The sequence below is a fragment of the Mesorhizobium mediterraneum genome, from assembly GCF_002284565.1.
GTDB classification, from domain to species: Bacteria; Pseudomonadota; Alphaproteobacteria; order Rhizobiales; family Rhizobiaceae; genus Mesorhizobium; species Mesorhizobium mediterraneum.
Genome location: NZ_NPKI01000015.1, coordinates 132,577 through 146,212, shown reverse-complemented (window position 1 = coordinate 146,212; position 13,636 = coordinate 132,577). Strand labels below are relative to the sequence as shown.

General features: G+C 63.7%; 12 protein-coding genes. 5 read left to right on the top strand and 7 right to left on the bottom strand.

The annotated features are described in order from the left end of the window. Positions 1-47: 47 nt before the first annotated feature. Genes CIT25_RS10060 through puuE form a run of 4 tightly spaced genes read right to left on the bottom strand, consistent with a single transcriptional unit; the run spans position 48 to position 3,467 of the window. Positions 48-641, bottom strand: coding sequence for a nucleoside deaminase (locus CIT25_RS10060; RefSeq protein ID WP_095484401.1), 594 nt, complete (start codon positions 639-641; stop codon positions 48-50). After that, positions 641-1,144, bottom strand: a complete 504-nt coding sequence (locus tag CIT25_RS10055) for an ureidoglycolate lyase (protein ID WP_095484400.1) — start codon at positions 1,142-1,144, stop codon at positions 641-643. Before CIT25_RS10055 ends, CIT25_RS10060 begins: the two co-directional genes overlap by 1 nt. Then, complete coding sequence (locus tag CIT25_RS10050; protein WP_095485054.1) at positions 1,141-2,004, bottom strand: bifunctional allantoicase/(S)-ureidoglycine aminohydrolase; 864 nt, start codon at positions 2,002-2,004, stop codon at positions 1,141-1,143. The genes CIT25_RS10055 and CIT25_RS10050 overlap by 4 nt, the downstream gene beginning before the upstream one ends. Positions 2,005-2,036: 32 nt before the next feature. After that, positions 2,037-3,467: an allantoinase PuuE gene (gene puuE / locus CIT25_RS10045; RefSeq protein ID WP_095484399.1), complete on the bottom strand. Its 1,431-nt coding sequence runs from the start codon at positions 3,465-3,467 to the stop codon at positions 2,037-2,039. Between the two features lie 193 nt (positions 3,468-3,660). On the opposite strand from puuE, the gene uraH reads away from it, so the two are divergent. The 4 genes from uraH to xdhC all read left to right on the top strand — a co-directional run bounded on the left by uraH (position 3,661) and on the right by xdhC (position 8,938). Beyond that, complete coding sequence (gene uraH, locus CIT25_RS10040) at positions 3,661-4,035, top strand: hydroxyisourate hydrolase (RefSeq protein ID WP_095485053.1); 375 nt, start codon at positions 3,661-3,663, stop codon at positions 4,033-4,035. Positions 4,036-4,038: 3 nt separating this feature from the next. After that, positions 4,039-5,520, top strand: a complete 1,482-nt coding sequence (xdhA, locus tag CIT25_RS10035; RefSeq protein WP_095484398.1) for a xanthine dehydrogenase small subunit — start codon at positions 4,039-4,041, stop codon at positions 5,518-5,520. After that, positions 5,520-7,868, top strand: coding sequence for a xanthine dehydrogenase molybdopterin binding subunit (xdhB, locus tag CIT25_RS10030; protein WP_095484397.1), 2,349 nt, complete (start codon positions 5,520-5,522; stop codon positions 7,866-7,868). The genes xdhA and xdhB overlap by 1 nt, the downstream gene beginning before the upstream one ends. Positions 7,869-7,942: 74 nt before the next feature. Beyond that, complete coding sequence (xdhC, locus tag CIT25_RS10025) at positions 7,943-8,938, top strand: xanthine dehydrogenase accessory protein XdhC (RefSeq protein WP_095485052.1); 996 nt, start codon at positions 7,943-7,945, stop codon at positions 8,936-8,938. A 58-nt stretch (positions 8,939-8,996) separates the two neighbouring features. Here xdhC and CIT25_RS10020 read toward each other — a convergent pair whose 3' ends face one another. From CIT25_RS10020 to CIT25_RS10010, 3 genes are all read right to left on the bottom strand, one after another. Next, positions 8,997-10,268, bottom strand: coding sequence for an LLM class flavin-dependent oxidoreductase (locus tag CIT25_RS10020; protein ID WP_095484396.1), 1,272 nt, complete (start codon positions 10,266-10,268; stop codon positions 8,997-8,999). Further along, positions 10,265-11,281, bottom strand: coding sequence for an LLM class flavin-dependent oxidoreductase (locus CIT25_RS10015; protein WP_095484395.1), 1,017 nt, complete (start codon positions 11,279-11,281; stop codon positions 10,265-10,267). The genes CIT25_RS10020 and CIT25_RS10015 overlap by 4 nt, the downstream gene beginning before the upstream one ends. Before the next feature lie 76 nt (positions 11,282-11,357). Then, positions 11,358-12,278, bottom strand: a complete 921-nt coding sequence (locus tag CIT25_RS10010; protein ID WP_095484394.1) for a LysR family transcriptional regulator — start codon at positions 12,276-12,278, stop codon at positions 11,358-11,360. Between the two features lie 140 nt (positions 12,279-12,418). Between CIT25_RS10010 and CIT25_RS10005 the strand changes: the two genes are divergently transcribed. After that, on the top strand, positions 12,419-13,636 hold the full coding sequence (locus CIT25_RS10005) for a urate hydroxylase PuuD (protein WP_095484393.1): 1,218 nt from the start codon (positions 12,419-12,421) through the stop codon (positions 13,634-13,636).

The following is a 13,636-nucleotide window of genomic DNA, read 5'->3' as shown; positions in this document are numbered from 1 at the left end:
CCTGCCGCGTCGTGGGCCAGCCAACGAATTCGGCTGGTCAATCCGCGTCAACTCAACGGAATGTCGTTCTCGGTCTTGCTCGCCTGGTAAGCGCTGGACAGTTCGTCATAGCGCGCCGAAATGGTGCCGATCCGCGTTTCCAGCCGCAGGCGCTCGGCCTCGGGCAGTGACCGCACCAATTTGCGGATCGAAAAGCTCTTCCAATAGGCGTTCTCGGCATTGTAGCCGCCGGGGTCGAGGGTGAAGACCTCCTTCAGGATTTTCAAATCGTGCGGAATGGCGAAGCTGTCGCGCGAATCCTCGTGGCTGAACAAATAGTAGAAATTATCGAAGCCGGTCCAGGTGATCGCCGACAGGCAGAGCGAGCAGGGTTCGTGCGTGGCGAGGAAGATGGCGTCCTTGGTGTCGACGCGCTCGGCCTTCGGCATTTCATAGAATCGCTTCAGGCAGTGCACTTCGCCATGCCAGAGCGGATTCTCCGTCTCGTTGTTGGTTTCGGCGAGCACCAGCGAGCGGTCATCCTTTCTCAGGATCGCCGCGCCGAACAGCTTATTGCCGTGGGCGACGCCTTCGGCCGTCTTCGGCACGATATCATGCTCGATGACGTCGAGCAGGCGGTCGATCAGCGAAATGTCAGCCATCACTGGCTCCCGTCGGGGAGATCGATCTCGTAAGCGTGCGAGAAATGGCACTCTTCGAGGTTGGAGCCGTCGCCACCGCGGTCGACGACGAGAAAATCCTGGGCCTCGCCGATCGGCGTCAGCACGCCGTGCCACAGATTGCGCGGATAGTTGACGCCTTGCCCGGGCGCGGTGATGAAGGCGTGCGGCTCGCCTGGACCTTCGTCGCCATCATGGCAGACGATGACCAGGAACGGCCGTGGCGACAGCGGGATGAAAGCCTGGCTGCCGAACGGGTGACGCTCGACCATGGTGAGCTTCAGCGGAAAATCGTAAGGCGTGCCCCGCACCATGGAGATCAGCACGCGCGCATTCGGCCCCAGCGCTTGGGCCGTGGCGAGGTCGTGATAACGCTCGGCCTTGCCGCCGTTGATCGGATAGTGGTTATCGCCGCCCATGTCGATGACGTCGCCGAATTCGGCGAAGTTCTCGCGGGTCAGCGGCCGGGCGACAATGCGGCTCATGGCACGCGCTTCGCGATGCCGGCGCCGCCAAGCTTGGCGTGCCGGTTGACGTCCTTGTAGAGCAAGTATCGGAACTGGCCCGGACCGCCGGCATAGCAGGCCTGCGGACAGAAGGCGCGCAGCCACATATAGTCGCCGGCCTCGACCTCGACCCAGTCCTGGTTGAGCCGATAGACCGCCTTGCCTTCCAGTACATAGAGCCCGTGCTCCATCACATGGGTCTCGGCAAAGGGGATAACCGCGCCCGGCTCGAGCGTGACGAGGGTGATATGCATATCGTGGCGCATGTCTTCAGGATCGACGAAGCGTGTTGTCGCCCATCTGCCTTCGGTGCCCGGCATGGGCGTCGGCGCAATGTTCCGTTCGTTGGCGAAGAAGGCCTGCGGCGGATCGATGCCTTCGACGGCTTCGTAAGCCTTGCGGATCCAGTGGAAGCGGACAGCTTCATCGCTCTCGTTGCGAACGGTCCATCCGCTGGCCGGCGGCAGGAAAGCAAAGCCACCCGGCTGCAGGACATGTTTCTCGCCAGCCAGCAAGACGCTCAGCTCGCCCTCGACCACGAACAAGACGCCCTCGGCGCCGGCATCCGGTTCCGGCCGGTCGCTGCCGCCGCCGGGCGCGACCTCGACGATATATTGCGAGAACGTCTCGGCGAAGCCGGACAATGGGCGCGACAGCACCCAGACTCGGGTTTTGTCCCAGAACGGCAAGGCGCTGGTGACGATGTCCTGCATCACGCCTCGGGGAATGACTGCATAGGCCTCGGTGAAGACGGCCCGGCCGGTCAGCAGCTCGCTCTGGCCGGGGTGGCCGCCATGCGGCGCGTAATAGGTTCGGTCGGCCATCTTGATCGTATCCATGAGTTCAAGCCTATTGCGGGAGCCAAAGCCCATTACGGAAGTAAGTCCTTGAGGCGAAGCAGCGCGATGCGCTCGACCTGTTTGCAAGCGGTGTCGAATTCGACGCCGCGGGTGTTGCCGCTGCGCGCCTCGAACTCCGCCAGGATTTCCACCTTGGTCTTGCCTTTCACCGCGATGATGAAGGGAAAGCCAAAGGACGTGACGTAGGCGGCATTGAGTTTTGAGAACAGCTCGCGCTCCTTATCGGTCAGTGCGTCGAGCCCGGCTGAAGCCTGCTCTCTGGCCGATTCCGCCGTCAGCCGCTTGGCCTGCGCCAATTTGCCGGCAAGGTCGGGGTGGGCGTTGAGCACGGAGAGCCGCTCGGCCTCGCTGGCGCCGCGAAAGACACGACACAGTGCATTATGGAGGCCGCCGGCGCTGTCATGCGCCGGGCCGAGCTCCAACTCGTAGGCGCGTTCGGCGATCCACGGCGAATGCTCGAACATCCCACCGAATGCCTGGACGAAGGCCTCGAACTCCATTTTCGACGGGCGCAGCGCCGGCCGCCGGAACGGATGGGTCTCCTGCCAGTGCCTGGCGATGTCGATGCGCCGCGCCAGCCATACCTTGTCGTGCGATTTGACGTAGTCGACAAAGCGCTTGAGCGCCGCGACCCGGCCCGGCCGGCCGACGAGACGGCAGTGCAGGCCGATATTCATCATGCGCGGCCGCCCTAGCTTCCCCTCGGCATAGAGCGTGTCGAAACTGTCCCTGAGATAGGCGAAGAACTGGTCGCCCGAGTTGAAGCCTTGCGGCGTCGCGAAGCGCATGTCGTTGGCGTCGAGCGTGTAGGGGATGATGAGTTGCGGCTTTGTCGACCCGTCCGGCCCATCATGCTCGAACCAGTAAGGCAGTTCGTCGTCATAGGTGTCCGACACATAGTCGAAGCCGCCTTCTTCCGCCGCCAGCCGCACAGTGTTGATCGACGTGCGGCCGGTGTACCAGCCGGTCGGCCGTGCCCCGGTCACCTCGTAGTGTAGCTGGATCGCCGCTTCCATGTCGCGGCGCTCGTCTTCCGGCGCATGGTCGCGATAGTCGATCCATTTCAGCCCGTGCGAGGCGATCTCCCAGCCGGCCTCCTGCATCGCCGCGACCTGGTCGGGCGAACGCGCCAGCGCTGTGGCGACGCCGTAGCAGGTGACCGGCACCTCAGCCTCGGTGAACAGGCGCAGCAATCGCCAGAAGCCGGCGCGCGCGCCATATTCGTAGATCGATTCCATATTCCAATGGCGCTGGCCAAGCCAGGGCGCGGCGCCGACGATCTCGGAGAGGAAAGCTTCCGAAGCCTTGTCGCCATGCAGGACGCAGTTCTCGCCACCTTCCTCGTAATTGACGACGAACTGCACCGCCACATGCGCCCCGCCAGGCCATTTCGGATCCGGCGGATTGGCGCCGTAGCCACGCATGTCTCGTTCGTAACGCATTGTCGCTCCTGCCGGATGGTGTGATCAGGATAGTCGAAAGGGCCGCTTGCGCATTCCCCCGAAATTTTTGAAAGTGTTTTTGCAGCACTCCGCTCGACCGGAACTTATGCATCGCCTTTAATTGGCGCACAATTCGTCAAACATGTTCGACGGTACCGGGCATGTTCGACTGTACCGGGAATGGGAGCAGCCAGTGGCGGAAACGTCGAAAGCCGAAGGCGGACGTCTGACGACCCATGTCCTCGACACCGCGACCGGCAGGCCGGCGGCAGGCCTGTCGATCGAGCTTTACAGCATCAACGGCGACATGCGGACGCATCTGAAGACGGCGGTCACCAATGCCGACGGCCGCTGTGACGCGCCGCTGCTTGCCAACGCGGAATTCCGCACCGGCGAATACGAGCTGGTCTTCGCGGCCGGCGACTATCTGCGCCGGCAGGGATTGAGGCTGCCGGATCCGGCCTTCCTCGACAGCGTGCCGATCCGCTTCGGCATGGCCGAGCCGGTGCACTATCATGTGCCACTGCTCATATCGCCTTACGGCTATTCGACCTATCGCGGGAGCTGATACATGGCCGGGCTCAAGACACGCAATGAGATACGCTTCATCCTCAATGGCGAGCACGTTGCGCTGACCAAGGTTGCGCCCGACGAGACCTTGCTCGACTGGCTACGGCTCGAGCGCTCGCTGCGCGGCACCAAGGAAGGCTGCGCCGAAGGCGATTGCGGTGCCTGCACCGTGCTGGTCGGAAGGCTCTCAGCCGGCCGGCTGGTCTATGAAAGCGTCAATGCCTGCATCCGCTTCCTCGGCTCGCTCGATGGCACTCATATCGTGACCGTCGAGCATCTGCGCGGTGACGGCGATAGGCTGCATCCCGTGCAGCAGGCGATGGTCGATTTCCACGGCTCGCAATGCGGCTTCTGCACGCCGGGCTTCGTCATGTCGCTTTACGCCCTGTGGATGCGGTCGCCGGAGCCGTCGGATGCGGCCATCGAAAAGGCACTGCAGGGCAATCTCTGCCGTTGCACCGGCTACGAGGCGATCGTTCGCGCCGCACGTGCCATCTCCAGCTACGGCAAGGCGGCAAAGGACCCGCTGGCAGCAGAGCGCAAGGCGATCGCCGAGAAGCTTGCGGCCATAAAAGACGGTGCGCGCATCGAGATCGGCGCCGGTAAGCAGCGGCTGGTCGTGCCGGCCAATGCCGACGATCTCGCTGCCGTGCTCGACAAGGAGCCGGGCGCCACCATCGTTGCCGGTTCGACCGATGTCGGCCTTTGGGTAACCAAGCATATGCGCGATATTGCGCCGGCGATTTTCATCGGCAATCTCGACGGTCTGTGCGGGACCTCCGAGGACAAGGGCGTCATCTCGATCGGCGCCGGCGTCACCTATACCGAGGCTTTCTCGACGCTGGCGAAACGCGTCCCGGCGCTCGGCCCGCTGTTCGATCGCATCGGCGGCGACCAGGTGCGCAATATGGGCACGATCGGCGGCAACATCGCCAACGGCTCGCCGATCGGCGACACGCCGCCGCCGCTGATCGCACTTGGTGCGCGGCTGACGCTGCGCCGCGGCAACAAGCGGCGGACCATCCCGCTCGAAGATTTTTTTATCGCCTATGGCAAGCAGGACCGGCAGCTGGGCGAATTCGTCGAGGCCGTGCATGTCCCGGTGCCAGGCAGAGACACCAAATTCGCCGTCTACAAGATCACCAAGCGCCGTGACGAGGACATCACCGCAGCACTTGGCGCGTTCCTGCTGACGCTGGCCAGGGATGGCACGGTGGCGGAGGTGCGTATCGCTTATGGCGGCATGGCGGCAACGCCCAAACGGGCTTTCGGCGTGGAAAAGGCGTTGCTCGGCAAGCCTTGGACCGAGGCGACAGTCGAGGCGGCGATGGCCGAATACGCCAGGGATTTCACCCCGCTGACCGACATGCGAGCGAGCGCCGAATACCGGGCGTTGGCGGCACGGAACCTGCTGTTGCGCTTCTTTGCCGAGACCAGCGGCACCAAGGCGCCGATCCAGGTTTCAAGATACGAGACGGCGTGATGACCAAACATGCCCCAAACCTCAAGGCGCAAAAAATCTCCGGTGGCGTTGCCACCGACCAGCGCCATGATTCCGCGCACAAGCATGTCCGCGGCACGGCCGTCTATATCGACGACATGCCGGAATCAGCCGGCACGCTGCATGGCTGCCTTGGGCTTTCGACGGCCACGCACGCCACCATCACCAGCATGGACCTGTCGGCGGTGCGCGCAGCCCCCGGCGTCGTCGATGTGCTGACGGCGAGCGACGTGCCGGGTGAAAACGACATTTCGCCGACCGGCCGTCACGACGAGCCGGTGCTGGCCGACGGCAAGGTGCAGTTCTTCGGCCAGCCGATCTTCTGCGTCATCGCCGAAACGCGCGAGCAGGCGCGCCGCGCCACAAGGCTGGCCAAGGTCGAATACAAGGAATTGTCCTTCGTCACCGACATCGGTGCACTTGATCCCCGCAAGGACAAGCTGGTCACGCCGCCGCTGACCTTGAAGCGTGGCGATGCCGCCGCCTCGATAAAAGCGGCGCCGCGCCGGCTGAAGGGAAAAATGCGCATCGGCGGGCAGGATCATTTTTATCTCGAAGGCCAGATCGCCATGGCCATTCCCGGCGAGGACCAGGACGTCACGATTTATTCCTCGACCCAGCATCCCAGCGAAATCCAGCACATGGTCAGCCATGCGCTCGGCGTGCCGAGCCATGCCGTCACGGTCGAGATCCGCCGCATGGGCGGCGGCTTCGGCGGCAAGGAAACGCAAGGCAACCAGTTTGCCGTATTGGCCGCTATCGCCGCGAAGAAACACCATCGTGCCGTCAAAATCCGGCCCGACCGCGACGACGACATGATCGCCACCGGCAAGCGCCACGACTTTCTGGTCGACTACGAGGTTGGCTTTGACGACGAGGGCAATATCCTCGGTGTCGATTTCATGTTCGCGGCGCGCTGTGGCTTTTCGGCGGACCTGTCCGGCCCGGTGACCGACCGCGCGCTGTTCCATTGCGACAACACTTATTTCTGGCCGGCGGTGCACGCGCAATCGGCGCCGCTCTACACCAACACCGTGTCGAACACCGCCTTCCGAGGCTTCGGCGGGCCGCAAGGCATGGTCGGCGCCGAGCGTGTCATCGAAGAGGTCGCCTTTGCCGTCGGCAAGGACCCGCTGGAGATTCGCAAGAAGAACTTTTATGGCACCAGCGACCGCAACGTCACGCCGTACCACCAGACGGTCGAGGACAACATCATCCACCGCATCGTCGCCGAGCTGGAGTCGAGTTGCGACTATGCGAGGCGCCGCCGCACGGTTCGTGCCTTCAACGCCAACAGTCGCTTCATCAAGCGTGGATTGGCGCTGACGCCGGTCAAGTTCGGCATCTCGTTCACCGCAACGCACTACAACCAGGCCGGCGCGCTGGTGCATGTCTACACCGATGGGTCGGTGCATCTGAACCACGGCGGCACCGAAATGGGGCAGGGCCTCTACGTCAAGGTGGCGCAGGTGGTCGCGGAAGAATTCCAGATCGACCTCGACCAGGTCAAGATCACCGCAACGACGACCGGCAAGGTCCCGAACACCTCGGCGACCGCCGCATCGTCCGGCTCCGATCTCAACGGCATGGCGGCGCAGAACGCAGCCCGGCAGATCAAGGAGCGGCTGACCAATTTCGCCGCCGAAAAATATCAGGTGCCGCGCGACCAGGTGCTGTTCCTGCCCAACCGGGTGCGCATCGGCAATCAGGAGATCGCCTTCGCCGACCTCGTCAGGCAGGCCTACATGGCCCGCATCCAGCTTTCTGCGGCGGGCTTCTACAAGACGCCGAAAATCCACTGGGATCGTGACAAGGGCGAGGGCCGTCCCTTCTACTATTTCGCCTATGGCGCCTCGTGCTCGGAAGTCTCGGTCGACACGCTGACCGGCGAATACATGGTTGAGCGCACCGACATACTGCACGAGACCGGCCGCTCGCTGAACCGCGCCATCGACCTCGGCCAGGTCGAGGGCGGCTTCATCCAGGGCATGGGCTGGCTGACGACGGAGGAACTGTGGTGGGACGATAAAGGCCGGCTGCGCACCCACGCACCGTCGACCTACAAAATCCCCTTGGCCTCGGACCGGCCGAAGATATTCAACGTGACTTTGGCCGATTGGCCGGAAGCGAGCGAGCCGACGGTCCACCGCTCCAAGGCGGTCGGCGAGCCGCCGCTCCCGCTCGGCATATCGGTGCTGCATGCGCTGTCGGATGCGGTGGCGAGCGTTGCCGACCACCGGATCTGTCCGCGCCTCGACCCACCGGCGACACCGGAGCGGGTGCTGATGGCGATCGAACGGCTGAAGGGTGAGGCCAAGGCCGGCACGTGAACCCTGCCTCGGAATCCCAGAAAGCGTGCAATTCAGGCCGAAAACTCTATATTTCCCGATAGGGAATGCGAATGATGAACGCGAAAGTGCAAAGCTTGAAAGCCTTTCTTGCGCGCGCCGGCCGGGTGGCCCTGGTCGAGGTGGCCGGAACAAAAGGCTCGACGCCACGCGAGAAGGGCGCCTTCATGCTCGTCTCGATCGCGGCGATTTTTGGCACGATCGGCGGCGGCCAACTCGAATATATGGCGATCGACAAGGCGCGGCAGATGCTTTTCTCCCCCCTTGAGGGGGAGATGGCCGCGGAGCGGCCAGAGGGGGTCGGTAGAGGGAGCGCGCGACCTAAAAAAATGTCGAGCACTGCCGCGGCGACCCCACCCGGCGGCTTCGCCGCCACCCTCCCCTCAAGGGGGAGGGATATCCGAGCCACCCTCGACATCCCGCTCGGACCGGAAATCGGCCAATGCTGCGGCGGCAGGGTCGAGGTGCTGATCCGGCTGGTCGATGCTGCGCTGGCGCAAGAGCTGGTTGCGGCGGCGGAAGCCGAGGAGGCGCAGTTGGCGCATGTCTACATCTTCGGCGGCGGTCATGTCGGCCAGGCGCTGGCATCGGCGGTGGCCTTGCTGCCGGTGCGTGTCGCCGTTGTCGAGACGCGGGCCGAGGCGCTGGATGGCATGCCGGACACGATCGAAACGAGCCTGACGCCTATGCCGGAGGCGATGGTGCGCGAGGCTCCGGCCGGGAGCGCCTTCGTCATTCTTACCCACGACCACGCGCTGGATTTCCTGATCGCCACTGAGGCGCTGAAGCGCCGGGATGCCGCCTATGTCGGCATGATCGGCTCGAAGACCAAAAAGGCGACATTCAGGAGCTGGTTCCTGAAGTCGGCGGACGGCAGCGAGGCGGAATTTGCTCGCCTCGTCTCGCCGATCGGCGGCGAAACGGTCAAGGACAAGCGACCGCAAGTGATTGCGGCCTTGGCGGCGGCCGAGATCATGACGGCGCTGGCCGCTCACGCCGTCGCACCAGCGGCTCCGCACCCCGCCTCTCGTGGCAAGGCGATGGCCGGCTGACGGCTAACATACTGCCGAGCTGCATTTTTCGTGCAGGCGCGCTTCCATAGCGTGCTGCTCAGATCGGCCGCTTCAGGCCCAGATGGTCGCGCAAGGTGCGGCCTTCGTACTCCGTGCGGAACAGGCCGCGCCGCTGCAATTCCGGCACGACGAGCGCGGCAAAGGCATCGAGTTCACCGGGAAACCAGGACGGCATGACGTTGAAGCCGTCAGCGGCGCCGCCCTCGAAGCGTGCCTCGAGCTCGTCGGCGATCTGAGCCGGCGTGCCGACGACGCGCCAGTGGCCGCGCGCGCCGGCGAAGTGGCGCGCAAGCTGGCGAATGGAGAGCTTGTCCCGGCGCGACTGATCGACGACGAGAGCTTGCCGGCTCTGCATGCCTTCGCTGGCCGGCAGCTCCGGCAATGGTCCATCGATGGGATAGCGCCACAGATCGGAAATGCTGAGATAGCTGGAAAGCAGCGCGATGCCGACATCGTCGGGGATCAACTCCTGCAATTCCTCGTATTTTTCCTGCGCTTCAGCCTCGGTTGCCGCCACGATCGGTGCGACGCCCGGCATGATCTTGATATCATCAGGCTCGCGCCCATAGGTCGCCAGGCGACCCTTGAGATCCTCGTAGAAGGATTTCGCCTCCTCGAATGTCTGCGCCGCTGTGAACACGACGTCGGCGGTGCGGGCGGCAAGGTCCCGGCCAACGTCCGAGGCGCCGGCCTGAACCATCACTGGCGCGCCCTGGGGGGAGCGCGGCAGGTTGAGCGGGTCGCGAACCGAAAAGCTCTGGCCGTCGTGACCGGATCCGGAAGCCCCATCGAGCTTGCCGTGCCAAAGTCCGGTGACGACTTCGGCGAATTCACGCGCGCGCTCATAGCGATCGGCGTGCGGGCGCAGGCCGGTCGAGCCGAAATTGGCGGCTTCGATGTGGCTGGCGGAGGTAACCAGGTTCCAGCCGGCTCGGCCGCCGCTCAGATGGTCGAGCGACAAGAAGGTCCGCGCCAGCCCGTAAGGCTCGTTGTAGCTCGTCGATGCCGTGGAGACGAGACCGATGTGGCTGGTCTGGACTGCGAGAGCCGAAAGCAGGCTGATCGGCTCGAAGCCGATCGAGCGCGAGGTCTGGCTAGCGATATTGACATTGGCCTCGCGCACGCCGGCAGCGTCCTCGCAGAAGATCATGTCAAACTTCGCCGCCTCCGCCGTCCGCGCCAGCTGGATGTAATGGTCGATATCTACACCCGCCGTCACATGCGCCTGCGGATGGCGCCAGGCCGCGATATGGTGGCCTGTTGCCCACAGAAAGGCGCCAAGCTTCATCTGACGTCGATGGGCGGTCATAGTTCATCTCTCCCAGCAAGTCCGAGATCGGAGCGAAGCGTCGCGCCGGGATAATCCGATCGAAGAAGGCCGCGGCGACGAAGCTCCGGCAGCACGAGGTCGACGAACTCGTCGAACACAGCCTCAACCGGCGGCATGACTATGTTGAAACCGTCGCAGCTTTTTGATCGGAAGGGCTCTTCGAGCCTGTCCGCGATAATCTCCGGCCCAGCGGCCGTTTCAGCACCAGGCGCGACGTTCATCAGCGCCTTTATCGCGTCCGGACTGCGCCCGACCGCAAGCGCGCGGCGCTTCAGATCATCAGCGTTCGCGCCCGCTGGCTCGTCAAGCAGGATGACATCGGCGAAGCGGGCGGCGATGTCCATGTCAGCCTCCGACAGGCCAGACATGACGAGCACCGGCATATCCTGCGGCGAGCGTGCAACGTTCAGCGGTCCGCGCACAGAGAAAAACTCTCCCTTGTGGTCGAGCAGGTGCATCTTTTCGGGATCGAAGAAGCGGCCGCCGCTTTTGTCGAACAGCAGGGCATCCGTATCCCAACCTTGCCACAAGCCCTGCACGATGCCGATGAATTCCTCCGCACGTCGGCGGAAGTCGTCGCCGGAAAACCCCTCTGGCCGGCTGAAATTGGCTGCCTCGCGCGGATTGGGGACCATGCTAGCGTTCCAGCCGGCGCGGCCGTGGCTGATGATGTCGAGCGAGGCAAAACGGCGCGCCAGATTGTAGGGTTGATGCGCGACGGTCGAGGCCGCGGCGACGAGGCCGATCCTGCTGGTCACCGTCGCCAGCGCCGCCAGCAGGGTAGTCGCTTCGAAGGGCACTTGCCGGTTCGGCGCGTCGCCGCGTGCAACCAGCTCGGAATCGGCAAGAACCACCATGTCCAAGCCGGCTGCTTCGGCCTTTTGCACGAACCGGGCCAGAAGGCTGAAATCCGGGCCGGCGTCGGACGGATGGGAAGGCGCGGCTTCCGGAACCAGTGAAACGGCAAGATGCATTGTGGCGCCGTCGGCCATCGGTCTTCCCTGGTGAGTGAGATTCCGCAGGAATTATCTTCACCAGCTGGACGGAAAGCAACCGGCCAGCCACGCATCATTTGCCGGCCAGAATATCCTTGATCAGCCGCTGACAGCGCTCGGCCATGAAGTCGAGCAACAGCCGCACCTTCGGGTCCTGCAGCTTCTTGTGCGGATAGACGGCGGCGAACTGCACCGGCGTCGGCGGCGTGTCGGACAGGATCACCTTCAGCCGCTGGTCGCGGATGAACGGCTCGACCTCGAATCGCGGCTTGTTGATGATGCCGCGGCCGGACAGCGCCCAGCCGGTCAGCACGTCGCCATCGTCCGTGTCATAGGGTCCGTGCACTTCGAATTTCCGCGGGCCGTCGGCCGTCTGCAGCGTCCAGACGTATTCGCGCGCGCCGGAATAGCGCAGCATCAGGCAGTCGTGCTTCTTGCCGATCAATTCCTGCGGCTCGGTCGGCTCGCCACGCGCCTCCAGATACTTCGGTGCCGCCACCAGCACCCGTTCGCACTCCATGATGCCGCGCATCCTGAGGCTGGAATCTTCGATGATGCCCAGCCGGAAGGCGACGTCGATGCCTTCCTTCATAATGTCGACATTGTGGTCTGAAAGTCTCAACCGAACCTCGATATCAGGATATTTGTCGTGGAAATCGGGGATGCCCGACGCCACCAGCCGGCGGCCGAGGCCGAGCGGCGCTGTCACTTTTATGGTGCCGCGCGGCTGGCCGGATAAGGCGCTGACCGCAGCCTCCGCCTCGGTGACCGCCTCCAGCACCTGCTTGGCGCCGGAGTAGAACACGGTGCCGTGCTCGGTCGGCATCAGCTGCCGGGTCGTGCGGTTGAACAGCCTGACACCAAGATGCTTCTCGAGCTCCTTGATGCGGTTGGAGGCGACCGCCGGCGAGATGCGCATGTCGCGGCCCGCCGCCGACAAATTGCCGAGTTCGACGACGCGGACGAAGACGGCGATGTTGTCGAGGTAGGCCATGCGGGTTTCGGGGCTCTCATGCAGCTGCGTGTAACGAGCCTAGTATTTTCCAATTTTTTTTGAAAGTCATCGTGCAGCTCGGCCCTTTCCGTTTGCGCTCCAGCCCGTAAAGTCACCCAATCGGCAGGGACGACCTTTCAATGATGGATTTCGCGATTTTCTGGGACTGGCTGAGCTTCGCCGTGCGTTGGCTGCATGTCGTCACCGGCATCGCCTGGATCGGCTCATCCTTCTATTTCGTCGCGCTCGATCTCGGCCTGCGCCAGCGTCCGGGCATGCCCGCCGGCGCCTTCGGCGAGGAATGGCAGGTGCATGGCGGCGGCTTCTATCACGTGCAGAAATATCTGGTGGCGCCGGCCGAGATGCCTGAGCACCTGACTTGGTTCAAATGGGAATCCTACGCCACCTGGCTGTCGGGCTTCGCCATGCTGTGCGTCGTCTACTATGCCGGGGCGGACCTGTTCCTGATCGATCCCAATGTCCTCGCCATGTCGGTGCCTACAGGCATCTTGCTGTCGCTGGCGACGATCGGCGTCGGCTGGGTGGTCTATGATCTCTTGTGCCGCTCGCCGCTCGGCAAAAGCGACACCGGCCTGATGCTGGTGCTCTACGCCGTGCTGGTGTTCATCGCCTGGGGTCTTACCCATTTGTTCACCGGCCGCGCCGCCTTCCTGCATCTTGGCGCCATCACAGCGACGATCATGTCGGCCAACGTCTTCATGGTCATCATCCCGAACCAGAAGATCGTCGTCGCCGACCTGATAGCCGGCCGCAAGCCCGACCCGAAATACGGCAAGATCGCCAAGCAGCGCTCGCTGCACAACAATTACCTGACCCTGCCTGTTTTGTTCCTCATGCTGTCGAACCACTACCCGCTGGCCTTCGGCACTGAGTTCAACTGGGTGATCGCCTCGCTGGTGTTCATCATCGGCGTGCTGATCCGGCATTATTTCAACACCATGCATGCGCGCAAGGGCAACCCGACCTGGACTTGGCTGGCTGCCGCCGTCCTGTTCGTCGTCATCATGTGGCTGTCGACGGTGCCGAAAGTGCTGACCGGCGAAGCCAAGGCGTCCTCGGCGGCACAAATCTATGTCGCCTCGGCGCATTTTCCCGCCGTGCGCGACACAGTGCTTGGCCGCTGCTCGATGTGTCATGCGCAGGAGCCGTCCTACGAGGGCATCTATCACGCGCCAAAAGGTGTGATGCTCGACACGGACGCCGATATCGCCGAGCAAGCCCGCGAGATCTACCTGCAGGCCGGCCGCAGCCACGCCATGCCGCCCGCCAACGTCACGCAGATTACCGACAAGGAACGGGCACTGCTGGTGGCATGGTTCGAGGAGGCGGAGAAATAA

What these genes read in the sequence shown, in the direction of transcription:
- CIT25_RS10060 (WP_095484401.1), bottom strand. Translation starts at nt 641, where the DNA reads ATGGCTGACATTTCGCTGATCGACCGCCTGCTCGACGTCATCGAGCAT.
- CIT25_RS10055 (WP_095484400.1), bottom strand. Translation starts at nt 1,144, where the DNA reads ATGAGCCGCATTGTCGCCCGGCCGCTGACCCGCGAGAACTTCGCCGAA.
- CIT25_RS10050 (WP_095485054.1), bottom strand. Translation starts at nt 2,004, where the DNA reads ATGGATACGATCAAGATGGCCGACCGAACCTATTACGCGCCGCATGGC.
- puuE (WP_095484399.1), bottom strand. Translation starts at nt 3,467, where the DNA reads ATGCGTTACGAACGAGACATGCGTGGCTACGGCGCCAATCCGCCGGAT.
- xdhA (WP_095484398.1), top strand. Translation starts at nt 4,039, where the DNA reads ATGGCCGGGCTCAAGACACGCAATGAGATACGCTTCATCCTCAATGGC.
- xdhB (WP_095484397.1), top strand. Translation starts at nt 5,520, where the DNA reads ATGACCAAACATGCCCCAAACCTCAAGGCGCAAAAAATCTCCGGTGGC.
- xdhC (WP_095485052.1), top strand. Translation starts at nt 7,943, where the DNA reads ATGAACGCGAAAGTGCAAAGCTTGAAAGCCTTTCTTGCGCGCGCCGGC.
- CIT25_RS10020 (WP_095484396.1), bottom strand. Translation starts at nt 10,268, where the DNA reads ATGACCGCCCATCGACGTCAGATGAAGCTTGGCGCCTTTCTGTGGGCA.
- CIT25_RS10015 (WP_095484395.1), bottom strand. Translation starts at nt 11,281, where the DNA reads ATGGCCGACGGCGCCACAATGCATCTTGCCGTTTCACTGGTTCCGGAA.
- CIT25_RS10010 (WP_095484394.1), bottom strand. Translation starts at nt 12,278, where the DNA reads ATGGCCTACCTCGACAACATCGCCGTCTTCGTCCGCGTCGTCGAACTC.
- CIT25_RS10005 (WP_095484393.1), top strand. Translation starts at nt 12,419, where the DNA reads ATGATGGATTTCGCGATTTTCTGGGACTGGCTGAGCTTCGCCGTGCGT.